Source organism: Peribacillus frigoritolerans, assembly GCF_001636405.1.
Classification (GTDB): domain Bacteria; phylum Bacillota; class Bacilli; order Bacillales; family DSM-1321; genus Peribacillus; species Peribacillus frigoritolerans.
This window is the reverse complement of the sequence record NZ_KV440950.1, coordinates 4,275,097-4,299,289: the sequence shown is the minus strand read 5'-3', so window position 1 is coordinate 4,299,289 and position 24,193 is coordinate 4,275,097. Positions and strand designations below refer to the sequence as shown.

The window sequence follows — 24,193 nt, the reverse complement described above, 5'->3', positions numbered from 1 at the left end:
ATGGGGACTGCATCAGTCCCCATCCTTTTGTTATTTAAAGTCTTTTATTATTTGTAAAAGGGATTCGGAGGCAGTCTTCGGATTATCTGCATTCATGATGGCCGATACGACTGCGGTACCTGATAGTCCGCTATCGGAAAGAGCGGAAATGTTATCGGCAGTGATACCCCCGATGGCTACTGCGGGAATGGATACGCCGCGGCAAATTTCCCCCAGATCCTCAAGTGCCATTAGGGTAGCATCTTGTTTGGTCTTGGTGGGGAAAACGGAACCGACTCCGATATAATCCGCTCCATTTCGTTCGGCTTCGAGAGCTTCTTCATGAGTGGAGACAGATACACCGACAATCATATCTTCAGGAACCATTTTTTTGACGACAGGCAGTGGAAGGTCATCCTGCCCAATATGAATTCCGTCCGCTCCAACCGCTAGTGCTATATCCACCCGGTCATTGATGATAAGGGGAATGGAAAGCTCATTCAATAACTGTTTTAATGCAGATGCTTTTTCATAAAAAGAGAGGGAGGAATTGTTTTTCTCTCTAAGTTGTACGATCGAGACTCCTCCTGAAACCGATTGTGCAATGATTTTGGTCAATTCTTCTATTGCTATGGACTCTTCCGTAACTAAATACAGGCTTAAATCAATTTGGGACTTCTTCACTTATTTTCACCTCATGCATCCAGATTTCCTTATCCATTCTTGATATGGCATCGATTAATCGTACACGGAAAGTACCTGTTCCTTCATCCTTTTGAAGGGTTGCGGCTGCTAGTTCCCCTGAAATGCTCATTGTTGAGATACCGGCAATTGCGGCAGAATAGAAATCATCGGTGACTCCGGAAAAAGTTCCGATAAGAGCAGTGGACATGCAACCGGTACCTGTAACATTAGTTAAAAGGAGGTCCCCGTTATCGATGATGGACGTATGTTTTCCATCGCTGACCGCATCCTTAGCTCCGCTGACCACGATGATGCAATTCAATTCATTTGCCGCTCGTGCAGCCAGCTCTGCATTGCTAATCGCAAGTTCCCCCGAATCCACACCGCGTGTAACGGTATCCCCACCCATCAATGACAGGATTTCACTCGCATTTCCGCGAATGATTTGGAGAGTAACCTTACTTAGGAGTTCTTTGACTTGCTCTGTACGATAGGAGGTGGCACCAACTCCCACCGGGTCCAAAATGACTGGGATGTCCAGGTCATTTGCCGTTTTACCGGCAATCTCCATTGCTTCCAAGGCTTTATCATCGATCGTTCCGAAATTCAGGACCAATGCATCTGCTAATTTGACCATATCCGCCACTTCACTTGGGCTCGATGTCATTACTGGTGAACCTCCGATGGCAAGGGTGGCATTTGCACAGTCATTGACCGTAACAAAGTTGGTGATTTGGTGAACGAGTGGTTTCCTTTCTCTTACCTTCATAAATAAATCGGCTGAAGAAATATTCATAACAAGTCACTCCGTTCTTTTTTTGTATATGAATGAAAATGATGGACAGGTCCATGACCTTTACCGATTGAAAAGCTATTGCGTATCGCTTCGGAAATATAGGTCTTGGCATGTTCGATCGACACTTGCAATGGCAGTCCATTTGCCAGGTTAGATGTAATGGCGGATGATAGGGTACAGCCCGTACCATGAGTGTTTTTTGTATGAATGCGTTCTCCCTTGATCCAGTGGAAGTCAGTCCCATCATAAAAAAGATCATTTGGATTTCCTGCCGCATGGCCGCCTTTAAGTAAAACGGCTTTGGAACCCATTTCTTGTATCGAAATGCATGCCCTGTAGAAATCTTGTTTCGTCCGAATCGGGAAGCCAGTAAGTACTTCCGCTTCTGGTACATTGGGTGTTACAAGATTTGCAAGCGGAAGCAATTCCATTTTTAAGGCAGAGATGGCCTTTTCGTCGAGCAAATGATGGCCGCTTTTGGAAATCATGACAGGGTCAAGGATAACGATGGCAGGCATGAAGGTTTTAAGGGACGCAGCGACCGTTTCCACGATTTCTTTTGATCCAAGCATGCCTATTTTTACTGCATCGACAGGAATATCTTCAAAGATAGCTGCAATTTGATCCGATATGATAGCTGTTTCAATGGGCTGTACAGAACGGACTTCCATTGTGTTTTGGGCAGTTACGGCTGTGATGGCAGACATTCCAAACACACCATGTGCAGAAAATGTTTTTAAATCCGCTTGTATTCCAGCACCGCCCCCTGAATCAGAGCCTGCGATCGTTAATGCTGTTTTCATAAAAAAACCCCTTCATATAATTATTTTTTAGCAGTATTTTAAGTAATATGAAAGCTAAAATCGCCCCTGCGAATGAACTGAACATAAAAGCCGGTAAAAAACCAAAAAGAGCAGCTTTTTCTCCCAATAGGAGGGTGGCAAGCGGATAACAGACCAGGGAACCGAGAAAGCCGGTCCCGATCACTTCCCCTAAACAGGCGAATTTTAAGCTTTGTGTTTTTCGGTAAAGGATGGCGGCCAAAAGTGCACCAATCATGCTGCCGGGAAAGGCGAAAATTGAACCGGTACCAGTCATGTTTCTAATGATGGAAACTAAAAAAGCTTGTGTCACCGCATATGCAGGCCCCAATAAAACCGCCGTCAGGACATTTGCCAGATGTTGAATAGGAAAGATTTTTGCAAATCCTGCAGGGATGAAAATAAATGAACTGGTCAGCGTCGTTAAAGCCGTGATCATGGCAGTCAATGTCAGTTTCTTGATAGGGTTCATCCTCATGTCAACCACCTACAGAGGCCAATCCTGCTCATTTTGAACCATGTCCCAGAATAAATATTCATATCGGGAAGTAACCAAAAAGTGCTTTTCTAATCTAAGAAGTTCCTTTTCAGGCATGCCTTCCGTCAATTCTTCCAATAAAGCGATCAGCCACTTGTGTGCTTCCCCGAATTCAGGAGATGAATAGGACCTTATCCAATCTGCGTAGCGATTGTTTTCCAGTGCTGCTCCATTTTGTTCTTTTAATAGCAAACCGATTTCATAATAATCCCAAGCGCAGGGCAGGAGACAGGCGATCAAGTCTGCCAATGTCCCATGCTGAGCTGCATTTAGCATGTAACCTGTATAGGCTAGAGTGGTTGGAGTAGGTTCTGTATTTTCCAATTCCTTGGAGCTGATCCCGAATTCGGAAGCATAATGCCGATGAATATCCATTTCCACTTGAAGGGTTTCATTTAAAATGGTCGCAAATTTTGCCATGGTTTCGATGTTATGGGCTTTGATGACACCTAAAGCAAAGAGCTTGGAATAATCCATGAGATAGACATAGTCCTGCTTCAGGTAATAGGCAAATTTCTTTTCAGGAAGTGTGCCGTTTCCAATTGCCTGGACAAAGGGATGTGAATGGTTCCTTTTCCAAATCTCTTTTGCCCGTGCATGCAGTCTATCACTGAATGTTTCTAATTTTGTATTCTCCATTGTTCATCCTCCTATAGAATGGCTCCCTTTGTTAAATAAAAAACCCCGTTCCTGAATAAGGAACGGGGTAGATGGATATAGTCTGTAAAATGGACGATATCATCCACTTCCCTCCGCCGGTATGAGCCGGTTCAGGTTCAAAGGGTCCGGAACTAATTCCATCTCAGTCTTAAAAAAGACTCCCCTAGTGGTGTGAATTGTATGTAATTACTGACATCATATCAGAAAGACAAGAAAATGCAACCCGTATTTGAAAGAGGAATCACTTTATGTCCAGGAAAAAAGGGAGAACCAGGTAATTGACTTTTGAAGATTATTAGGATAGAATCATTTCTACATCATTATATATTGAATTCTTATCCAGAGAGGTGGAGGGACTTGGCCCTAAGAAACCTCGGCAGCGGACCCGTTTAGGGAACTGTGCTAAATCCAACAAGCATATGCTTGGAAGATAAGAAGAGCCGTACGGACACTGTCAGCCTCTTCTTAAATTAGAAGGGGCTTTTATTTTTGGGAAATAACGTTTAGTGACATACTAGAAAAGGTATATATAATTTGGTGAAATCAAACAAGTGATAAAGTTTAGCTAACTAGAAGCAGGCACTAGGACGGAAAGGAGCCATTTACATGGCAGAATTATTTAAGAGGATTGAACAGAGGAAGGCAAAACTCATTGAAGAGCTATTGGCCAATGGAGTATACAAAACCTCTGATGAAAGGCACCTTTATGATGCCCCATTAAAAGTACTTGAAGATGAATATAAGATTGTTATAAATAGACCTAATAACGAGTCACCTTCTGAATGGATGACATAGTAATAGGAATACAATATTTGGATTTTTGGATAAGGGATATGATGTAAGCATTCGCAGTCTACACTAGTGGATGCTTTTTTTGCGTTTATTAGAAAACGACACAAATTATACATAATTAAATAACAAAATAGGTGTTTTGTCACATTTGACCTATAAAATAACACATTTAATTTCTGGAAAATAGTTGATTTTAACTAGTGGTTTCATTATGATGAAAGTGTAAAAATATTGAATAAATGGGAGGTGGCTATGATGACTTGCTATAAGGTAACTATAGAAAAAGTAGAAGAGAAGAGACAGGAAATGATAAGGTTGGGAGCGATTTACGGCTTAACAAGTCTGCTGACTGTACAAGCCAGCCAAGAATTGGATACGCTATTGAATGCGTTAGCAAGTAAAAGAGATTCTGAATATTTTTCCCTTCAAGAAGCATATAGGTATTTTTAAATTAGCAATTCGACCTGTATTAATCTAAAAAAGCTACTGCTCAAGGCAATAGCTCTAAAGAATTATATATTAAATATCGACACGTTTACCTAGAATGATCAAATCCCGCTCAATGCCATCCATCTCGGCAACTTGAGGTAAATGTGCCCATTCTTCAAACCCGAATTTGGAAAAAAGCTTAAGGCTTGGTGTATTATGGGCGAAAATGAAACCCAATAAAGTCTTAACACCTAATTTTGGACTCAATTCAATTGCCTTTCGAATCGAAATTTGTCCAATTCCTTTTCCCCGGAAATAATCATCAATGTAAATGCTGATTTCGGCAGTGGAATTATATGCCGGTCGGCCATAAAAGGATTGAAAGCTCATCCATCCAGCGGTTTTCCCTTCTATAGTAATGATATATAGCGGTCTACTTTCTGAATGATGTTCCTCAAACCATTTAACCCTCGATTGGACGGATACAGGTTCCGTATCTGCCGTTACCATCCTTGAAGCAATTGTCGAATTATATATTTCAACAATTCTGGGTAGATCAGATAGTTCTGCCTCTCTAAACTCTATGTGTTCTTCCATGATATAAACTCCTAACTATCATTTATTCAATCTCCAGAATGAAGGGTGATCCCGTTTTTGGTTTTAGGGACGTTGAATGAAACCCAATCCATTGAAAGTTTTATATTATCATACACTCTTTATTCTTTATCTGACAATTCTTTTTTATGTTAGTACTGCAGATTTTTTGGGTATGAAAAAGATTAAATACTTCTAGTAAAAAGACAAGAGGAGAACTAAATGAAAAAATTGGCAGGTATATTAATTATCGTACTGGTTATATGTTTTGCTGCATATGAATTTCAGGCCTCGGAGTCGGAAGATGTGCAAAGGGTCATGGCTTTTGGAGATTCATTAACCTATGGAAAAGGGGATAAGGACGGGGAAGGATATATAGAAGGCCTTGAAGATGAATTGAATAATCCGCAATCGGAGCAAAAAGTGAGTTTTTGGAATTACGGTATTAAAGGCCAGGAAACGGATGGGGTGATGAAACAGCTAGATGATTACCGCATTAAAACGAAACTTGATGAAGCCGATACTTTCATTGTTTTTATTGGAACGAATGACTTGATCAATAGTAATGGCGGGAACTTGGAGAAAATAAGTGACCGAAAAATCAATGAGGGTAAACGGGAATATATCAACCATCTGAAAAAGATTACATCAACACTGATAGAGGCAAACGATAAAGCGGATATTCTGGTAGTAGGACTATATAACCCAATTAAAGACAATCAAAAACTTGAAAAGCACATTCGCGATTATAACGAGTCAATAAAGGGATTAGCCGATAAAGGTGAAAGGATGTTATTCATTCCTACAAATGATCTTTTTGAAGATGAAAAGAAAACAAAGTATTTCAGTGATAAGTTACATCCGAATGAAAAAGGGTATCAGCTCATTGCGAATCGGGTTTTGGAAAGTTATGACTTCAAATGAAACCAAACATGCACAGAAAGGCTTTCTGTGCATGTTTGCCTGCTAAGTTGCTAGGTATTTGATATCGCTTAGCTGAGGGAACTGTAAGTCATGGAGCTGCTTGTATCGGCCGTTGTTTTGCATTAACTGGTCATGTGTTCCTTTTTCAAGAACCTGCCCTTTTTCCAGAACGATGATTTGATCGGCGTCATGAATGGTCGATAAACGATGTGCAATGACTATTGAAGTCCGTTTTTTCATTAAACGTGACAAGGCTTGCTGGATCAAATGTTCAGATTCTGTATCCAAGGCCGCCGTTGCTTCATCGAGAATGATGATTTGCGGATTTTTCAAAAGTGCCCTGGCAATGGCAAGGCGCTGTTTTTGTCCGCCTGAAAGCTTGACTCCGCGCTCTCCGATCTGAGAATCATAACCATCAGGAAAGGCACTGATAAAGTCATGCGCATTTGCCGCTTTGGCGGATTCGATGATTTCATCATCTGTAGCATTAAGTTTGCCATACACGATGTTATCACGGATGGAACCATTGAATAGAATGATATCCTGAGAAACAATTCCCATTTGTCCCCGTAATGATTTCAGTGACACATCTTTAATATTATGTCCATCCATTTTAATCGTTCCATTTTGCGGATCATAAAATCGGATCAGTAGGCTCGTGATGGTCGATTTTCCTGCGCCGGAGGAGCCGACCAAAGCGGTTACTTGACCAGCTTTCATAGTCAGGTTTAGATTGCCGAGAACAGGAACAGTCTCATCATAAGCAAAATCAACACTTTTAAACTCAATTTTCTTTTTTATGGCAGGGAGTTCAATGGCGTTTCCCTTGTCACTTATTTCAGGTTGGGTTTCCAATATTTCAGTTATCCGCTCAAAGGCGGCGGCTGATTGCTGGACAATGCTGATTACCCGGCTAAAATTGCGAACGGGACTCTGCAGCAACCTCAAATAGGCTAGAAAGGCCACGATTAATCCTATTGTGAATTCACCCTCCATCACTTGCCAAGCACCGAACACAATGACTGCTACAAGACCGATATTGTTCAATAAATCAATAATCGGCCCGAACATGGAACGCAGCCGAACGGACTTAAGGTTTGCAGTCATATTTTCCTGATTACGCTTCGCAAACCGCCTTGATTCGAATTCTTCATTTGTAAAAGATTGAATGAGCCGCATTCCTGTAATCGAATCCTGTAACTGGTTGCTGACATCTCCTGCGGAACTTTGCACAGACCTAAATGACATCCTGATGCGTTTCCCGAATACCCTTGTGATATAGAACATGAAAGGGAATGTAATAAGAAGGACAATGGTAAGCTTCCAGTTAATGAAAAGCATATATACCGCTATGGCAATGAAGGTCACCGTGTCAGTCAACACTTGAAGCATGCTCGAAGAGATGAGCTGCTGCAGTAAATTGACATCATTGGTCAACCGCGACATTAAGTCACCAGTCCGGTTTTTATCAAAGAATTTCATATCCAGTGTTTGAATATGTTCATACATGCTATTACGTATATCCATGATGGCCTTTTGACCGACCTTGGAAACGATATAGCTGTTAAAGTAGTTCAGTATAGCCAATAAGATTGCAGCACAAAGAATTCCTGCACCAATCCAGATCAAAGAGTCATATCTTTTTTCGGGAATGATTTTATCAATAGTAAACTGTGTCAATTGGGGGATGGAGAACTCAAGCAATGAAATGAAAAGCATGATACATAAAACCAAAGAGCAAAACTTCCATTTCGATGGGACCCGATTGAACATTTGTTTAAGCATCAACCATATGCTTCCTTTTGAGGGTATTGCATGTATTGCACTGCGCCCTTTGTGGCTGAATGGAATATGTCCCCCACTCATAACGATCACTCCTATTTTACTGTCCTAGATGATTTTTGCCTTTATGACTATCATAGAGCTTTTCGGAAAATAGACAACTTTTAATCGGTTCGTTTTGTCAAAAAGTATTATTATTTTACACTTTCCTATAGGACATGGAATAATTAAAGGAGATTAGCGAGGCTGATAAGAGGAGATGCTAAAATGAATGAAAATGAAAAAATCAGGGGAGAACTTTTAAATGCGGTCAACGGACTATCGGATGAACAGCTGAACGCCCAACTTGAAACAGGAAGATGGAGCATCATCCAGGTTTTGGATCATTTATATTTAATGGAGAGGGCCATAACAAAGAGCATTTCCGATAAATTGAAGAGCGATGAAAGCATTCCTGCAGTGGATAAACCGATAGAACTTACGTTAAATCGTGAAGTGAAGGTCGAGGCCCCGTCATTTGTCACTCCGTCGAAAATCATACCAAACTTTGAGTGAAGTTAAGGAGAAGTTGTCCGAATCCCGAAAAGCTTTTGTACATGTCGTTGACCATGCAAATGAAATTGATCTCGAACAAAAGTCTTTTCCGCATCCTTTGTTCAAAGATTTAAGCCTGAAGCAATGGATTCCGTTCGTGGGACTGCATGAAAAACGGCATTTATTGCAAATTGAAGAATTAAAAGCAAAGTTATAATAGAATTAAAACTCATCCGTCTCTGGTTGAGTTTTTCATTTTCAGATAGATATTTTCGTAAAGGAAGGATTTTTTAAGTGAAAGCCACTTGGATAAGGACATGTTTGGTATTGGGCTTTTTCGGATTGCTGCTGTGGCTCTTGTTCAAGTATATGCTTCCGCCTGATCTAGACGAAATCGAACTGACTGACGAGCTGAATCCGATCGTCGCCGAAAAAAAAGACGAGCTCATTCAACTGGCTAAGGACAAAGGCATCCCGGTAATCATTACGGCCGGATTCCGGTCTTTAGCCGAGCAAAATGAACTCTATGAAAAGGGCCGAACAGACCCGGGCAACATCGTAACGAATGCAAGAGGTGGTGAGTCGCTGCATAATTTCGGTTTGGCGGTAGATTTTGCCCTCCTTAACAAACAAGGAGAGGCCATTTGGGATATGAGTTATGACGGTAACGATAATGGAAAGTCAGATTGGATGGAAGTCGTAACAATCGCTAAAGGGTTAGGCTTTGATTGGGGAGGGGATTGGGCAGGGTTCAAGGATTATCCGCATTTACAAATGACATTTGGCTTAAGCCTGCGTGAGCTGCAGCAAGGCAAGCAGCCAAAAGGGCAGTGAAAGTGGTTGGCTTCATTATAAACCGCATAATTTTGACTAATAGCAGGAAAATAAGCATGTGAATTGCTTTACAGGTAAGAATTCGATAAAGTGAACTAGTGAGAAATCAGACATAAAGGAGTGCAGTCACCATGGAAGAAACAAAAAATTGCCGGGACTCTTTGGTCATAAAAACAAGCCTGGTCCTCCCGCCGGATACAAATAATATTGGTACGATGTTCGGAGGCAAATTAATGGCATACATTGATGATGTAGCGGCTATATCAGCCATGCGTCATGCGCGAAGCAACGTCGTTACAGCATCAACTGATTCCGTCGATTTCCTGCACCCTATTCACGAAGGAAATGCAGTTTGCCTTGAAAGCTTCGTGACTTATACGGGCAGAACATCAATGGAAATCATCGTAAAGGTGATTGCAGAGGATTTAGTTACAGGAGCCCGAAATTTATGCGTTATTTCCTTCCTGACATTTGTTGCCATTAATGAAGAAGGTAAACCAATTCCTGTTCCCCGTTTGGTTCCGGAAACGGAGATGGAAATGAATTTAAATGAATCAGCAAAACAACGGGCCCAAATAAGGAAAAAAAGAAGGGAAGATACACAGTTCATTGCAAGTACTTTCGGTGTGAAACTGCCATGGACCGATCAATCAAATCCAGGATTATATAAATAAGATAGGCACTTCAGCCGTTCTTATTGATGATCGAGACCATATGAAAAAAATTACGTGAAAAGACGCTTGGATAATTCCAAGCATCTTGCAGACTGTAGACAAACTTGACGAAAATCGAGTTTGTCTATTTTTATGGCTTGTACAAATTGGACGTTGATTTCCACTCAGGCACTCGCTTTCCGCGGGCGGTCGGGGAGCCTCCTCGGCTTTCGCCTGCGGGGTCTCCCCTAGACGCGCTTTTCCCGCAGGAGTCTCGTACCTTCCGTTCCAATTAACTTGTCTTACCTTTTAGTTAGAACACTTTTGCCTGGAGTCATTTTTGTTTTAAAATAGAAGTATTAAAACTTGAGGTGATGAGGATGCTTTCTAAACATGATTCTATTCAGCGAGATCAACTTGAAATGATTACTATAGATCAACTGGTGCCACCGAACCATTTGGTTCGTAAAATGGAGGCTGCCATTGACTTCACTTTCATTTATGACTTGGTGAAAGATATGTTTTCAGAGTTTGGACGCCCAAGTGTTGATCCAGTTATTTTAGTTAAACTGACTTTCATTCAATATACCTTCGGTATTCGTTCCATGCGTAAAATGATTGAAGAAGTTGAAACCAATATGGCTTACCGTTGGTTCTTAGGCTATGGTTTCCATGATAAAGTACCTCCTACTCCACGTTCGGGAAAAATTATGAGCGACGCTTTATAGAAATAGACCTGTTTGAATAGATTTTCTATCGCATTTTAATGACAGCTGCTAATAAAAAGTTAATAAGTGCTGAACACGTTTTCGTGGATTCCACACATGTGAAAGCCAGTGCGAATAAACGGAAATTTGTAAAGAAAAATCGTTCGTAAAGAAACACAGCGTATCAAGGACGTCTTCAAGGAGAAATCAATCAAGATCGTGAAAACCATGGAAAAAAGCCTTTTCCACCAGATAAATTTGATAAAGAAGAGACCAAAAGAGATTAAAGAAAGTATAACGGATTCTGAGAGTGGCTACTATGTGAAAGATGAACGAACAAAACAGTTTGCCTATTCATTCCACGCGGCCGCAGACCACAACGGTTTTGTATTGGGAACGATTGGAACACCTGGAAATACACATGACAGTCAGATCTTAGAGTCACTAGTTGAACAAGTGATTGAGAAAGTTGGAAGGAAGCCGTTGCCGCAGATTCATCTTATAAAACACCAGCGATTACAAGCTACCTATTTAACAAAGAAATCATACCGGCTTTACCTTATAAACTTATACACGTCCTCGGTGCAGGCGATGCTTACTTTCGCTGCCATTAATTTAAAGAAGATGGCCAATTGGACTTGGCGAGGTCCAAAAATGGCCTAACATGTGGGCTTGTAGAGCCGCAATCTCTTAACTTTAGGCGAAAATTCAAAGGGAATTTCAAAAGGGGTTCAGAATTTTTTAATTCCGAACCCCTTTTGTCTACAAACTGAAAGACGCTTGGATAATTCCAAGCGTCTTTTTTATGGTACCTTGTCAGGTCTTTTAGTCATCGCTAGCTAAAATACCAAAAAAGCGCAAGATGTTAATGAATAGGTTAATGAAATCAAGATATAGATTCAAAGCCATGAGCGGTACTTCTTCGGCTGTTACCCCGTAATGCTTCATTCGATTGAAATCATATAAAATATAACCGCTGAAAACTAATATCCCTATAAATGAAAAGACCAGCATGGCTGTAGAACTTAATGGAAAGAAAATGTTGAAAATGCTAATGACGACTAAAGCTAGCAAGGCCGCAAATAACATTCCCCCCAAGAATGAAAGGTCCCTTTTGGTGGTTGTGGCATAAACCGCCAGTCCTCCAAATACGACTGTCGTCGTAACACCTGCCAGGATCACCACATTTGCCCCTGCTGCGGCTAGGTAGTAGGCAATGATCGGATAGGTCGTAATTCCGGAAATCAACGTGAAAATATACAAAAATGTGTATCCGATGGCTTTTTTCCTTCGCAATATGAATGCTCCAATCAACATGGCAATCTCAAGTATCGCCAAGGGAAGAAACAAGGATGGCGGAACAAGAGTGCCGAGAGCCATACCTAAAACGGAAACGGCAAGAGATAAAGCGAACGTCCGCATGACGGACGGCATATATGTTTGTACAGTTTGTGAATACATTCAATCACCCCATCATTTATTTTCTACCGTTTTCTACGAATCTGTTTTAAAAAGGTTTCATTGCATACAATGAAAATTTGGTGTTTTTTTAAAAGTATTGAAATATATATGAAGTAATTACCTTTTCTATGATATTCTTACAAATATACTAATTTTTCTGAAATATTAAAATACTCTAAACGAAACCATTCCGCGGAAGTAAAGCGATAAGGTCAATAAATAGACATAAACTCCAAAAAAAGCTATCTCGAAATAATAAATCTGAAATTATTGATTCTATATATTTAATCGGACTTCAAAACTTTACTGTATAACAGTTATAAAGGAAACGTTTTTATGTTGCAGAAAATTATTCCTAAAGTTATAAAATATGAAAAAAATGTGATTATTTTCTATAAAAACTATTGTATAATTGTAAAAAAATGATTAAAATTTTAAATAATTATCAGAAGATTAATTATTTTCCCGATAAAATAGTTTAGGGGGAGCAAGGATGAAGAAAGCTATTTTGCAAATAGAAAACCTAACTACCTCATTCCGAATCGGTAACAAATATCATGCAGCGGTGGATGATGTTTCGTTTACGGTGAATGAAAATGAAATTGTAGCAGTTGTTGGAGAATCAGGATGTGGAAAGAGTGCATTGGCCTTATCCATCATGCAATTACATAATAAGCAAAGAACGAAATCCGAAGGAAACATCAATTATAAAGGCCAAAATCTACTAAAGTTGAATGATGTGCAAATGAATAAAGTCCGTGGTAAGGAATTGGGTATGATATTCCAGGAACCTTTAACGGCTTTGAACCCGCTCATGACCATCGGAAAACAGATCGAGGAGAATCTTGATTATCATACTGAACTCTCCAGTGCTGAAAAAAAGAACAGGACGATCGAACTTTTGACACAAGTGGGAATTCCATACCCTGAACGGACGTACAAGCAATATCCGCATGAGCTCTCGGGCGGAATGCGGCAAAGGGCAATGATCTCGATTGCCATTGCATGCAACCCTGCACTGGTAATCGCCGATGAACCCACGACGGCATTGGATGTTACGATCCAAGCGCAAATACTTGATCTGCTGAAGGATATCCAAAGCAGGACAAAAATGGGGATCATCTTAATTACACATGATCTGAGCGTCGTAGCAGAGGTCGCTGACAGGATCGTTGTCATGTATGCAGGTCAGGTAGTGGAAACGGGAAGTGTTAAAGAGATATTCAACAATCCGCTGCATCCATATACAAGGTCATTATTGAATTCGATTCCTTCGGCCGCAAACGAGAAAAACCGTTTGCATGTTATCGAGGGAATCGTTCCTTCGATAGCCAAAATGGATCGAATCGGATGCCGCTTCCAAGATAGGATTCCCTGGATACCAAAACATGCGCATGAAGAGACACCCCGGCTTCACGAAGTGGGCAACGGTCATTTTGTCCGCTGTACCTGCTATAAAGCATTCTATTTTCAAGCTGAAGGAGATGCATCGGCTCATGACATTACTAAAATTAGATAATCTAAAAGTGCATTTTCCAATAAGGGGCGGTTTTTTTCGAAGGGTGGTCGATCACGTAAAGGCCGTCGACGGTGTTTCCTTTGAGTTGCAGCAAGGGGAAACATATGGTTTGGTCGGGGAATCCGGAAGCGGCAAGTCCACGACAGGCAAGGCAGTGGTCAAACTGAATGAGGTGACATCCGGACAAATCCTGTTTGAAGGCAGGGATTTAGCATCTTTAAGTAGAAGAGAAATTAAACCGTTCAGAAAAGATATCCAAATGATTTTCCAGGACCCGTATTCATCATTGAACCCCAAGAAGAGGGTACTTGACATAATTGCCGAACCGCTTAGGAACTTCGAACGGTTATCCCCTTCAGAGGAAAAGAAAATCGTACAGGACTTCTTGGACAAAGTCGGACTGAGTCCGGAATCGATTCACAAGTATCCTCATGAATTTTCCGGGGGGCAGCGCCAGCGAATCGGGATTGCCCGATCATTGACATTGAAACCTAAACTGATCATTGCGGATGAACCGGTGTCAGCACTGGATGTTTCCGTTCAGGCACAAGTATTGAATTTTCTTCAGGATCTCCAACAGGAGTTCAATTTGACTTATTTATTTGTCGGGCATGATTTAGGTGTAATCCGGCATATGTGTGACCGGATGGGTGTTATGTATCGCGGTAGATTGGTAGAGGAAGGCAAAAGCGAGGAAATCTATGAAAATCCCCAACATATATACACGAAACGCCTGATTGCCGCCATTCCTGATTTAGAGCCGGAAGTTCGCGAAGATAAAGTGCAGCTTAGAAAAAAACTCACCTCGGAATATGAGTCTACCTACTCAAAATATTTCGATGAGAATGGACGTGCTTACGATTTGAAGCCAATCTCATCGACACATAGAGTCGCATTACAATAAGGAGGTGGAAGGAATATGTGGAAATTTATCCTAAGACGATTACTAGTAATGATCCCGCAGCTCTTTTTATTGAGCATCATCGTTTTCATGATGGCAAAGGCAATGCCGGGAGATGCCCTGTCCGGCCAGGAAATAAACCCTAGGGCCAATCCAGCCGAGCTTGATAGGATCAGGGAAGAGCTGGGTTTGAATGATCCTTGGTACCAACAATATATAAGGTGGGCATCCAATGCAGTACAGGGTGATTTCGGTGTTTCCTATACACATAAGACGCCCGTTATGGATGTGATTGAAGACAGGCTTTGGAACACGGTGTTCCTGGCGTTGGTCACGCTGATCTTTACATATATGCTTGCTATTCCATTAGGCATACTTAGCGGTAGGTATAACGATACCTGGGTGGATAAAACCGTTACGGGTTATAGCTATTTAGGGTTTGGCACGCCAATTTTCATTTTTGCTTTAATCATGTTATTCGTTTTCGGATTTGCCCTTGATTGGTTCCCGTCTGGAGGCAGTGTCGATTCAAAAGTGGATGAAGGAACATTCGCCTATGTTGTAAGCAAGATCAATCATTTGATTTTACCAGCTTTAAGTACAGCTTTAATTGCAACCACAAGTACGATCCAATATTTGCGAAATGAAATCATCGATAATAAAATCAAGGATTTCGTAAGGACAGCGCGTTCGAAGGGAGTGCCCGAATCAAAAGTGTATTCACGGCATATCCTGAGAAATTCCTTTTTACCGATAGCAGCATTCTTAGGTTATGAAATTACTGGATTGATCGGCGGAGCGGTCATAATCGAGACCATTTTCAGTTATCCGGGCCTGGGGCAGCTTTTCCTTAGTTCAGTAAGTCTTCGGGATTTCAGTGTTGTCACGGCCATCGTCATGATGACGGGATTTGCCACTCTGCTGGGCACTCTTCTTTCGGACATCATACTTAGTGCGGTCGATCCGCGCATACGGATAGAATAGGAGCGGGGTGAGTCGTATGGAAATGAAAGTGGAAACCGGTAAGAACATACAAGTTAATGATGTGAGCCCTTCAGGTATCAAGATCATCTGGCAGGAAATCAAGAAAGACAAGCTTGCCATGGGCTCATTGATTATATTAGCAGCCATATTGCTTTTTGTTTACGGTGCGTCGTTTTTCATGGACGCCAAAGAAATAGCCAAGGTCGATTTTCTCTCCATTTATTTGGAACCATCCTCAGACTATTGGCTTGGAACCGATTATGGCGGCCGGGATGTATTCGGCCAACTGATAATCGGTACCAGAAATTCATTCACGATCAGTTTATTCATTACATTATTCACGGCCATCATCGGTTTATCATTAGGGCTTCTGGCGGGCTACTTTGGCGGGGCAACCGATAATGTGATCATGCGTGTCATCGATTTCGTGATTGCCCTGCCGCAATTGATGTTCATCATCGTTGTGGTCACGATTGTACCGATCTTCAATGTATATGTTTTCATTTTAATCATGACGATGTTTTTATGGACAGGAAAGGCCCGGTTGATACGTTCAAAGGCTTTGTCTGAGCGTGAGCTGGATTATATCCACGCCTCACAGACACTCGGGACTCCACATTGGAAAATCATCCTGTTTCAGCTTCTGCCCAATGTCAGTTCATTGATCATCGTCAACTTCATTTTGAACCTTGCAGGCAATATTGGCTTAGAATCCAGTTTGACTTTCTTAGGGTTCGGCCTTCCGGAGAGCACCCCGAGTTTAGGGACGCTCATCAGTTATGCTCGAAATCCAGATGTTCTGGAAAACAAGTGGTGGATATGGGTACCCGCATCACTCATGATTTTAGTGTTGATGCTGAGTATAAATTTCGTTGGTCAAGCGTTAAAACGCGCAGCCGATGCAAGACAAAGAAGAGGATAAAAAAAGGGGAGTGTATGATATGAAAATCAAAAGCTACAGTAAGGTATTAAGTGCATTGGCCATTTCGTCTCTACTGCTTGCTGCATGTTCGAATGATACGGAGAAATCGTCAACGAAAGAGAAAAAAGGGAAAGATGTCGAACAGGTCGATACCTCTAAATTCCCGACAAAGACGACGAATCAAGGAGAGCCGATTGAAGGCGGCCATTTGACATATGGTTTGGTATCAGATACCCCGTTTGAAGGGATATTAAACAAGGTTTTCTATCAAGGCGAACCCGATAACCAAGTTATCACATTCTTTGATGAGGATTTATTGGATACAGACGAAAACTATGTATATACGAATGAAGGTGCTGCTTCCTATGAGATATCGGACGATCATAAAACGGTCACGCTGACGATTAAGGATAATGTAAATTGGCATGATGGAAAGCCTGTGACAGGTGCCGATTTGGAATATGCATATCTTGTCATGGGAAGCAAAGATTACAAAGGTGTCCGCTATGATGAGCAAATGGCTTTGATCGAGGGTATGGAAGAGTATCATGAAGGGAAAGCGGATAAGATTTCAGGCATTAAAGTCGATGGCAAGAAAATCACTTTCACTTTCAAAAAGGCGAACCCGTCCGTCACGACCGGATTATGGACATACCCGCTTCATAAAGAATACTTAAAAGATGTTCCGATTGCAGATTTGGAATCATCGGATAAAATCCGTAAAAACCCGATTGGGTTTGGACCATTCAAAGTGAAGAAAATCGTTCAAGGGGAAGCGGTCGAATTCGAAGCGAATAAAGATTATTACCGCGGTGAACCTAAATTGGACAGTGTCACATTGAAAGTCGTGAATCCGTCTGTTGTCGTCAAGTCACTTGAAAATGGTGACCTCGATGTAGCGGAGGTCCTGGCGGAGCAATATGAGCAAGCCAAGGAATTGGATAATGTCGAATTATTGGGGAAAGTTGAATTGGCTTATACCTATATTGGTTTCAACTTCGGTCATTATGATAAGGAAAAAGAAGAAAATGTTATGGATGAAAATCCTAAATTCGGAGACAAACGCCTTCGTCAGGCGATGGCATATGCCATCAATAATGAAGAAGTTGGCGAAAAGATGTTCAAGGGCCTTCGCTTCCCTGCCAACTCTGTCATTACCCCGAACTTTAAATATAACAATAAAGATTTAAAAGCATATGAATATAATCCTGAAAAAGCTAAGGAACTTTTGGATGAAGCAGGATTTGTAGATACGAATAATGATGGCATTCGTGAAGATGCTGATGGAAAAGAGTTCAAAATCAACTTTGCTTCCATGAGCGGTTCCGATGTTTCCGAGCCACTGGCAAGATATTATATCCAGCAATGGGAACAAGTAGGGTTGGACGTCGAATTGCAGGATGGAAGGCTGCATGAGTTCAATTCTTTCTACGACCTGCTGAAAAAGGATAATGATAAAGTTGATATTTATCAAGCTGCATGGGGTGTCGCTTCCGATCCGGATCCATCAGGAATATGGTCCAGGTCTGCAGAATTTAACTATACCCGCTGGGTGAGTGAAAAAAATGATGAGCTTCTTGCTAAAGGGATTTCAGAGGAAGCCTTCGATGATCAATATCGAATCGATACGTATAATGAGTGGCAAGAATTGATTCATGAAGAGGTTCCGGTCATTCCGACATTATTCCGTTATCAATTGGCTGGAGTGAATGAACGCGTTACAGGTTACGATTATCTCGCAGGCCGTCAATATCAATGGCATAATGTTGGGGTAACGAAATAATTTTAGCTGACTATCGGCTGCCTTTATGGCGGTCGATTTTTTTGCGTTTCAATGGAGTTGATAAAGGTTATATAGATAATAGTAAGTAATTGGAAGGGTGATATTGATGGAAGTGAGAAATCCTAATGAAACAAAGAGAGAGTTAGAAATATTGTTTACTGAATCGGTTGGCCGTTTACTGAAACCTCTCGAAGAGGAAATCATTGCAGACATTGTAGCCTATCCAGACGAAAAGAGAATTGCCTTCTTGGAATATATGAAGGAAATGTCCAACAAACAAAGACAATTGAAGTAAGTTGAACTTTCATCATGAAGGAGGTTTTTTTATGAGAAACGAAGATATGGACAGATACAAGGTATGGCGAGATAAGTGGAAAAGAAGAGTGAATATGGAGAATTTAGCGTTATATGGAATTGCAACATTAGCTATGGCCATCTTGCCTGTCATGGCTTTTATGAGTTAAATCTATTAAAGGGCCGCCTTTTGGCGGTCCTTTAATATGTTAAAAGTTGCCATGAAAAGATATAATGAACAAAGAGGAAAGGAGAGATATGCATGAGCGTGATCGAAGAAAAAGAAATCGTATCTTACATAAAAGAATTGGTGTCCATACCCAGCCCCTCCGGCTATACTGAACAAGCCATTAAATACGCTGCCGATTTCATGGAGCAGAGGAAGGTTTCATATAACATCACGAATAAAGGGGCATTGCTTGCTACATTAAAAGGCGAAGATGATGACAAACAACGCTTGCTGACTGCCCATGTCGATACCCTGGGAGCCATGGTAAAGGAAATCAAGGCGAATGGCCGCCTTAAATTGACGATGATCGGCGGTTTCCGCTGGAACTCAGTGGAAGGGGAATATTGTAAAATCCATACAGCTGACGGAGCCATCATCACCGGGACCATTTTAATCAATCAGACCTCTGTCCACGTATATAAAAATGCCGGTGATGCGAAGCGTGATGATGAGACAATAGAGGTCCGGATAGATGCTGTCGTGAAAACCAAAGCGGAAACCGAGGCCATTGGCATTTCTGTTGGAGATTTTGTCTCCTTTGAACCGAGAGTGGAAGTGACGGATACAGGCTTTTTGAAATCAAGGCATTTGGATGATAAAGCTAGCGTGGGTATCCTCCTTCATATCATTGACCTCATTTCCATAGGAAAGATAAAATTGGCATATACGACCCATTTCCTGATTTCCAATAATGAAGAAATCGGATATGGCGGTAATTCCAATATCCCTGAGAAAACAGTCGAATATCTAGCTGTCGATATGGGGGCGATCGGTGATGGACAAACGACGGATGAATTCAGCGTTTCCATTTGCGCAAAAGACTCCTCGGGTCCTTATCATTATAAACTGCGTCAGCATCTGGTCTCACTTGCCCAAGCAAATGCCGTCGACTACTGCGTCGATATTTATCCATATTACGGATCGGACGCTTCCGCTGCCATCCGGGCAGGATATGATGTCGTCCATGGCCTGATCGGACCGGGAATCGATGCTTCACATGCCTTCGAGCGGACACATGTCTCTTCATTAAAGCATACAGCCAATCTAATTTTGCATTATATCCAATCAGAGTTAGTATAATCGTGAGAAAAGCCCGCACTCCTATAATAGTAGTGCGGGCTTTTACTTTGTTTTTTAGCGATATTTTCATTATACTCGTGAGTTTAGGTGTTTTACACGTGAATTTTGGTCATTTACTTGTGATTTGGAGTAATACACGTGAATTTCGATCAAATACTGGTGAGTTTAGGTGTTTTACTCGTGAATTTTGGCCATTTACTCGTGAGTTTGAGCGTAATACTCGTCAATTGGCGTAAGTACATAAAATAAAGATTTATAATGATAATTCTTGTGGAGGTTCACCATTGTTGTTCATCAACCGTATGCTTTCCGGCTTAATTTGCAGAATTAAATAATTTGGATCTTTCGGACCTTCGAACCACTTTTCAAAGGATTCATTCCATAATTTATCTTTCAGTTCCTGTGATTCGTTTATTTTCGAGGTACCTGAGATTTCCAGGTAAGAATCGCCCAATCCTTCATTATCATAGCCGATCAGGATATGAACATTAGGGTTCTTTGCAATTTCATCGATTTTTTCCGTCTTTCCGCTCGTTGGTGTGTATAAAGTTAATTCATCGTTAAAAAATGTCATATAGCGTGAATGTGGTTTGTTGTTTTCAACTGAAGATAAAACTCCTATTTTATGATCACGGATGATGTTCAATACTTTTTCTTTTATTTGGTTTTGGCTCATTTTTATACACTCCTTTTATTTTTTACTCTATTACTTTTCCTCTTTTTTCATTAAGTTAAACAAAATTATGCAGTTTGCCATTTTTATGAATGAATACTGAAAGAAGTTGCCATACTAGTCATTATGTGTTCTGTTTAGAGCAATTTCATGATGTGAATCCATTTGTAAAGGTGAGTATGATGAATGAATTGTGGTGAATTACTTATCATTGGCGGGGCAGAGGATAAGTGCCTTGAAGGTGAAGTATTAAATAAATTTGTCGAACTTGCAACCCATAGCGAAGGCGGAATAGGAATATTGCCGACAGCGAGTGAAATTCCTGAGGAAGTGAGTACAGAGTATATCAAGATTTTCAGGGATTTAGGTGTGGACAGGGTGGAAGTGATCAAGCTGGATTCAAGGCAGGATGCAGACGATCCGGCAATTTGTGAACAGCTTGCATCTTTTTCCGCCATCTTCATTTCAGGGGGAAACCAAAGCCGATTGTCTGAACTGATTGGGAAAACAAAGTTCCACGATGCCCTTTCTAAAGCCTGGCATGAAGGAATGGTGATAGCAGGGACAAGTGCTGGTGCTTCGATTTTAGGTAAGTATATGATCGTTGCTGCTGACACGATGCTGAATGACGATAAGTTAAAGGTTGAAATTGGCGTAGGTTTCGGCTTCCTGGACGGACTGATAATCGATCAACACTTTTCCCAGCGTGGCCGGTTTGATCGTCTGTTAAGTGCAATAGCAGGGAAAAAGGAAATTATGGGTATTGGCATTGATGAAAATACAGCAATTTTAGTTAAAGACGGTCATTTTGAAGTAGTCGGCCAACATCAAGTATTGGTTCTTGATGGCAGCACCAGTGATTATATCAATATCACATCTTCTGATAATGGCAGTGAAGAGTTGACTCTTTCGGGATTCAACCTTCATGCACTAACCAGGGGATACCGTTTTGACCTGCTTACAAGGAAATTGTTGATGAAAAAGGGGATCCAACAATGAAGATCAATCGAGTCCGTTATTTAAAAGGACCTAATTATTTTGCTTATACACCTACGATTTGCATTGAATTGGATATAGGGGAACTGGAACAGAAACCATCTGATTCAATACCTGGATTCAATGAAAAATTGTTAAAGGTGCTCCCGAACTTGGGAAGCCATACATGTTCAAAAGGGTATCGAGGCGGATTCGCCGAAAGGCTGAGAAAAGGAACATGGATGGGACATATATTGGAGCATATGACGATTGAGCTTCAAAACTTGGCTGGAATCGAAGCCATTCGGGGAAAAACGATAATGATGGAAAAGAAGGGTTTTTATTATGTTACCTTTGACTATCAGGAGCCTCACTCAGGTCTTCAAGCTTTTTTAGCGGCAAAAGATATCGCGGAAGCCATCCTGAATGGTGAAAAACTTATAAATGTACAATCCTATGTAAAACAGATAGAGCAGTTATATTATAAAAATAAACTGGGGCCAAGTACCGAAGCCATTTTTAAGGCAGCGCAAGCAAAAGATATCCCTGTCGAGCGAATGGGTGATGAAAGCTTACTGCGTTTAGGAACAGGTGCAAGGCAGAAGTATGTCCAGGCGACAATCTCTAGCCAGACTTCGAATATTGCGGTTGAGAATTCATGTGACAAAGCATTGACCAAATCCATTTTAAGAGGATGTGGCCTCCCTGTACCTGAAGGGGAAGTTGCCCATTCCATTGAAGATATCTTTGCCTCGGCGGACAGGCTGGGTTTTCCGCTGGTCATAAAACCGTATAATGGGAGACAGGGTCAGGGTGTCATCACCCATATCAAAAATAAGGATGAGCTATTCAATGTAATCAATTGTTTGGAGTTGCATGTGGAGAAGTATATTATCGAACGGCATATTGAAGGACATGATTATCGGTTACTGATAGTTAATGGAGAACTTATCGCCGCCAGTTTGAGGCTTCCACCCTATGTTATTGGCAATGGCAAGGAAACGATACGCAGTTTGATAGAAAAGGAAAATTGTAATGATTGGCGGGGAGAAGGTCATGAAAAGCCGATGTCAAAAATCCCACTTACACATACCGTGACGTGTTACTTGGAAAAATCGAATCGGACGCTCGATACGATTCCGAATCAAGGGGAATTGGTTCAAGTTGTCGGCAATGCAAATCTTTCGACTGGCGGAAAGGCAATCGATGTAACGGATCAGGTACATCCGACCATTAAGAATATGGCTGTTGCAGCTGCGAAAGCGATCGGTTTGGATATCGCCGGAATAGATTTTATTTGTGAGGATATATCAAAACCGATCGAACATTCAAGGACTGCAATTATTGAAGTGAATGCTGCACCGGGAATTCGAATGCATCATTATCCGAGTGAAGGGAAAAAAAGGGATGTAGGCAAAGCCATTGTCGATTATTTATTTCCGACCAGGGAAGAGGCGGCTATACCGATCATTGCAGTGACCGGAACAAATGGCAAGACGACAACAACCCGATTGATTCATTATTTTCTTACTAATGAAAAAACAAAAGTTGGGATGACAAATTCTGATGGAGTATATATCGGCGATGAGGTATTGGATCGCGGTGACTGCAGTGGCCCCGTCAGTGCAAGAATGGTATTGTCCCATCCTGAAGTCGATATTGCCGTATTGGAAACGGCCCGGGGCGGGATTCTGCGTGAAGGTCTTGCTTTTCGTAAATGTGATGTGGGGATCATCACCAATGTAAGTGAGGATCACCTCGGCCGTGATGGAATCGATACATTGGATGATCTCATTAAATTAAAGAGGCTTGTAGCTGAAGTCGTAATGAAAACAGGCTATTGTGTACTGAATGCAGATGATCCGAATGTAGCTGCCATGAACGCTTATACAGATGGGGAGGTCATTTACACCTCTACAGATGCCACCCAGCCTCACGTGAAAGCTGCGATAGATAAGGGATGTAAAGTTTGGTACGTCAATGAAAAAGGTGTCATTTGTCATTCAGCTGATGGAGTCATCCATCCATTTATGGATTGCACCATGGTTCCAATTACGATCTCCGGCATGGCACGTCATAATATCGCCAATTTACTTCAGGCGTTAGCCGCAGCCGAAACACAAGGCATTTCCATGGAAGAACTAAGAAGGAAGGCTGCCACATTTATGCCTGATACGAATTTGTCCAAAGGACGGTTCAATTTGAAAAAGTTTAAAGAGCGCACGATCATCATCGACTATGCTCATAATGAAGCGGGATTGAAGGCCATATTCGAAACGGTCAGTGCCTATAACAAAAATCATCTTATCACTGTTTTGGCAGGGCCGGGGGACCGTATTGATGAAGAACTTATCAGACTCTCCAAGGTAGCGGCCATTAATTCCGATCTGTTCATCATTAAAGAAGACGATGATTTGCGGGGAAGGGAGCCGTTAGAAGTAGCCGGGCTGCTTCAGGATGCTGCGGTAGAAGCTGGGTTACAAAAAGATCGGACATTCATCGAACTTAATGAATTGGACGCATTCATAAAAGCTTGGGAGAAATCACAACCGGGTGACCTATTATTGTTCTTTTATACGGATTTCGAATATGTAGAGAAATTTTTCGAAAAGGTTTCAACAAATCCATTGCCGAAGAAATAAAAC

The 24,193-nt window shown here is 41.4% G+C and carries 26 protein-coding genes, 1 pseudogene and 2 riboswitches; of the genes and pseudogenes, 18 read left to right on the top strand and 9 right to left on the bottom strand.

Annotation, left to right across the window (positions count from 1 at the left end):
- Positions 1 to 30: 30 nt before the first annotated feature.
- From thiE to tenA, 5 genes are read right to left on the bottom strand one after another with little or no spacing between them, the layout of a single operon-like run.
- Positions 31 to 663, bottom strand: coding sequence for a thiamine phosphate synthase (gene thiE, locus A6755_RS20285; RefSeq protein WP_063591774.1), 633 nt, complete (start codon positions 661 to 663; stop codon positions 31 to 33).
- Positions 644 to 1,459, bottom strand: coding sequence for a hydroxyethylthiazole kinase (gene thiM, locus A6755_RS20280; protein WP_063591773.1), 816 nt, complete (start codon positions 1,457 to 1,459; stop codon positions 644 to 646). Before thiM ends, thiE begins: the two co-directional genes overlap by 20 nt.
- Entirely contained in the window at positions 1,456 to 2,262 is an 807-nt protein-coding gene (gene thiD, locus A6755_RS20275) for a bifunctional hydroxymethylpyrimidine kinase/phosphomethylpyrimidine kinase (protein ID WP_063591772.1), read from the bottom strand. The genes thiM and thiD overlap by 4 nt, the downstream gene beginning before the upstream one ends.
- Complete coding sequence (thiW, locus tag A6755_RS20270; protein ID WP_063592627.1) at positions 2,231 to 2,752, bottom strand: energy coupling factor transporter S component ThiW; 522 nt, start codon at positions 2,750 to 2,752, stop codon at positions 2,231 to 2,233. The genes thiD and thiW overlap by 32 nt, the downstream gene beginning before the upstream one ends.
- Before the next feature lie 15 nt (positions 2,753 to 2,767).
- A complete protein-coding gene (gene tenA, locus A6755_RS20265) occupies positions 2,768 to 3,457 on the bottom strand; it encodes a thiaminase II (protein WP_063591771.1) in 690 nt (229 codons plus the stop codon).
- Between the two features lie 91 nt (positions 3,458 to 3,548).
- A riboswitch (TPP riboswitch) is annotated at positions 3,549 to 3,653 on the bottom strand.
- Positions 3,654 to 3,810: 157 nt separating this feature from the next.
- A riboswitch (SAM riboswitch) is annotated at positions 3,811 to 3,915 on the top strand.
- A gap of 169 nt (positions 3,916 to 4,084) precedes the next feature.
- Between tenA and A6755_RS20260 the strand changes: the two genes are divergently transcribed.
- Together A6755_RS20260 and A6755_RS20255 are read left to right on the top strand one after the other, a co-directional pair.
- Positions 4,085 to 4,273, top strand: a complete 189-nt coding sequence (locus A6755_RS20260) for a Fur-regulated basic protein FbpA (RefSeq protein WP_034314291.1) — start codon at positions 4,085 to 4,087, stop codon at positions 4,271 to 4,273.
- A 252-nt stretch (positions 4,274 to 4,525) separates the two neighbouring features.
- Positions 4,526 to 4,720: an aspartyl-phosphate phosphatase Spo0E family protein gene (locus A6755_RS20255; protein WP_034314290.1), complete on the top strand. Its 195-nt coding sequence runs from the start codon at positions 4,526 to 4,528 to the stop codon at positions 4,718 to 4,720.
- A 69-nt stretch (positions 4,721 to 4,789) separates the two neighbouring features.
- Here the strand turns inward: A6755_RS20255 and A6755_RS20250 are convergent, their stop codons facing one another.
- Positions 4,790 to 5,296: a GNAT family N-acetyltransferase gene (locus A6755_RS20250; RefSeq protein ID WP_034314287.1), complete on the bottom strand. Its 507-nt coding sequence runs from the start codon at positions 5,294 to 5,296 to the stop codon at positions 4,790 to 4,792.
- A 219-nt stretch (positions 5,297 to 5,515) separates the two neighbouring features.
- Between A6755_RS20250 and A6755_RS20245 the strand changes: the two genes are divergently transcribed.
- Complete coding sequence (locus A6755_RS20245) at positions 5,516 to 6,217, top strand: DUF459 domain-containing protein (protein WP_034314284.1); 702 nt, start codon at positions 5,516 to 5,518, stop codon at positions 6,215 to 6,217.
- 42 nt (positions 6,218 to 6,259) lie between these two features.
- Here the strand turns inward: A6755_RS20245 and A6755_RS20240 are convergent, their stop codons facing one another.
- A complete protein-coding gene (locus tag A6755_RS20240) occupies positions 6,260 to 8,083 on the bottom strand; it encodes an ABC transporter ATP-binding protein (RefSeq protein WP_063591770.1) in 1,824 nt (607 codons plus the stop codon).
- A 183-nt stretch (positions 8,084 to 8,266) separates the two neighbouring features.
- On the opposite strand from A6755_RS20240, the gene A6755_RS28010 reads away from it, so the two are divergent.
- The 5 genes and pseudogenes from A6755_RS28010 to A6755_RS20220 form a co-directional block, all read left to right on the top strand.
- On the top strand, positions 8,267 to 8,554 hold the full coding sequence (locus A6755_RS28010) for a DinB family protein (RefSeq protein WP_284108887.1): 288 nt from the start codon (positions 8,267 to 8,269) through the stop codon (positions 8,552 to 8,554).
- A gap of 13 nt (positions 8,555 to 8,567) precedes the next feature.
- The gene (locus tag A6755_RS28005; RefSeq protein ID WP_284108886.1) at positions 8,568 to 8,750 is read left to right on the top strand and encodes a hypothetical protein; all 183 of its coding nucleotides are present in this window, start codon (positions 8,568 to 8,570) and stop codon (positions 8,748 to 8,750) included.
- Between the two features lie 152 nt (positions 8,751 to 8,902).
- A complete protein-coding gene (locus A6755_RS20230) occupies positions 8,903 to 9,367 on the top strand; it encodes a M15 family metallopeptidase (RefSeq protein WP_084738228.1) in 465 nt (154 codons plus the stop codon).
- Positions 9,368 to 9,498: 131 nt separating this feature from the next.
- The gene (locus tag A6755_RS20225) at positions 9,499 to 10,041 is read left to right on the top strand and encodes an acyl-CoA thioesterase (protein WP_034314279.1); all 543 of its coding nucleotides are present in this window, start codon (positions 9,499 to 9,501) and stop codon (positions 10,039 to 10,041) included.
- Positions 10,042 to 10,400: 359 nt separating this feature from the next.
- Positions 10,401 to 11,338: pseudogene (locus A6755_RS20220) on the top strand (transposase); the annotation flags it as partial.
- A gap of 214 nt (positions 11,339 to 11,552) precedes the next feature.
- On the opposite strand, the gene A6755_RS20215 reads toward A6755_RS20220, so the two are convergent.
- Positions 11,553 to 12,188 (bottom strand): Bax inhibitor-1/YccA family protein, encoded by a 636-nt coding sequence (locus A6755_RS20215; protein WP_063591768.1) that lies wholly within the window; start codon positions 12,186 to 12,188, stop codon positions 11,553 to 11,555.
- Positions 12,189 to 12,681: 493 nt separating this feature from the next.
- On the opposite strand from A6755_RS20215, the gene A6755_RS20210 reads away from it, so the two are divergent.
- The 8 genes from A6755_RS20210 to A6755_RS20180 all read left to right on the top strand — a co-directional run bounded on the left by A6755_RS20210 (position 12,682) and on the right by A6755_RS20180 (position 19,900).
- The gene (locus A6755_RS20210) at positions 12,682 to 13,707 is read left to right on the top strand and encodes an ABC transporter ATP-binding protein (protein WP_063591767.1); all 1,026 of its coding nucleotides are present in this window, start codon (positions 12,682 to 12,684) and stop codon (positions 13,705 to 13,707) included.
- Positions 13,685 to 14,611 (top strand): ABC transporter ATP-binding protein, encoded by a 927-nt coding sequence (locus tag A6755_RS20205; protein WP_053534228.1) that lies wholly within the window; start codon positions 13,685 to 13,687, stop codon positions 14,609 to 14,611. The genes A6755_RS20210 and A6755_RS20205 overlap by 23 nt, the downstream gene beginning before the upstream one ends.
- A gap of 15 nt (positions 14,612 to 14,626) precedes the next feature.
- The gene (gene opp4B, locus A6755_RS20200) at positions 14,627 to 15,592 is read left to right on the top strand and encodes an oligopeptide ABC transporter permease (protein WP_063591766.1); all 966 of its coding nucleotides are present in this window, start codon (positions 14,627 to 14,629) and stop codon (positions 15,590 to 15,592) included.
- Positions 15,593 to 15,614: 22 nt separating this feature from the next.
- On the top strand, positions 15,615 to 16,514 hold the full coding sequence (locus tag A6755_RS20195) for an ABC transporter permease (protein ID WP_057279040.1): 900 nt from the start codon (positions 15,615 to 15,617) through the stop codon (positions 16,512 to 16,514).
- A gap of 19 nt (positions 16,515 to 16,533) precedes the next feature.
- Positions 16,534 to 18,297, top strand: coding sequence for an oligopeptide ABC transporter substrate-binding protein (opp4A, locus tag A6755_RS20190; RefSeq protein WP_063591765.1), 1,764 nt, complete (start codon positions 16,534 to 16,536; stop codon positions 18,295 to 18,297).
- A gap of 106 nt (positions 18,298 to 18,403) precedes the next feature.
- Complete coding sequence (locus A6755_RS20185) at positions 18,404 to 18,592, top strand: hypothetical protein (RefSeq protein WP_034314269.1); 189 nt, start codon at positions 18,404 to 18,406, stop codon at positions 18,590 to 18,592.
- Between the two features lie 31 nt (positions 18,593 to 18,623).
- Entirely contained in the window at positions 18,624 to 18,761 is a 138-nt protein-coding gene (locus A6755_RS27235) for a hypothetical protein (protein WP_156319562.1), read from the top strand.
- Positions 18,762 to 18,853: 92 nt separating this feature from the next.
- Positions 18,854 to 19,900 carry a M42 family metallopeptidase gene (locus A6755_RS20180; RefSeq protein WP_063591764.1) on the top strand — a complete coding sequence of 349 codons (1,047 nt, stop codon included), beginning with the start codon at positions 18,854 to 18,856 and terminating at the stop codon, positions 19,898 to 19,900.
- 253 nt (positions 19,901 to 20,153) lie between these two features.
- Here A6755_RS20180 and A6755_RS20175 read toward each other — a convergent pair whose 3' ends face one another.
- The gene (locus tag A6755_RS20175; RefSeq protein WP_057278966.1) at positions 20,154 to 20,576 is read right to left on the bottom strand and encodes a pyridoxamine 5'-phosphate oxidase family protein; all 423 of its coding nucleotides are present in this window, start codon (positions 20,574 to 20,576) and stop codon (positions 20,154 to 20,156) included.
- Between the two features lie 183 nt (positions 20,577 to 20,759).
- Here A6755_RS20175 and A6755_RS20170 point away from each other — a divergent pair, with 183 nt between their 5' ends.
- Both A6755_RS20170 and cphA read left to right on the top strand, forming a co-directional pair.
- Positions 20,760 to 21,572, top strand: a complete 813-nt coding sequence (locus A6755_RS20170) for a cyanophycinase (RefSeq protein ID WP_063591763.1) — start codon at positions 20,760 to 20,762, stop codon at positions 21,570 to 21,572.
- Positions 21,569 to 24,190, top strand: coding sequence for a cyanophycin synthetase (gene cphA / locus A6755_RS20165; protein ID WP_063591762.1), 2,622 nt, complete (start codon positions 21,569 to 21,571; stop codon positions 24,188 to 24,190). Before A6755_RS20170 ends, cphA begins: the two co-directional genes overlap by 4 nt.
- Positions 24,191 to 24,193 lie beyond the last annotated feature (3 nt).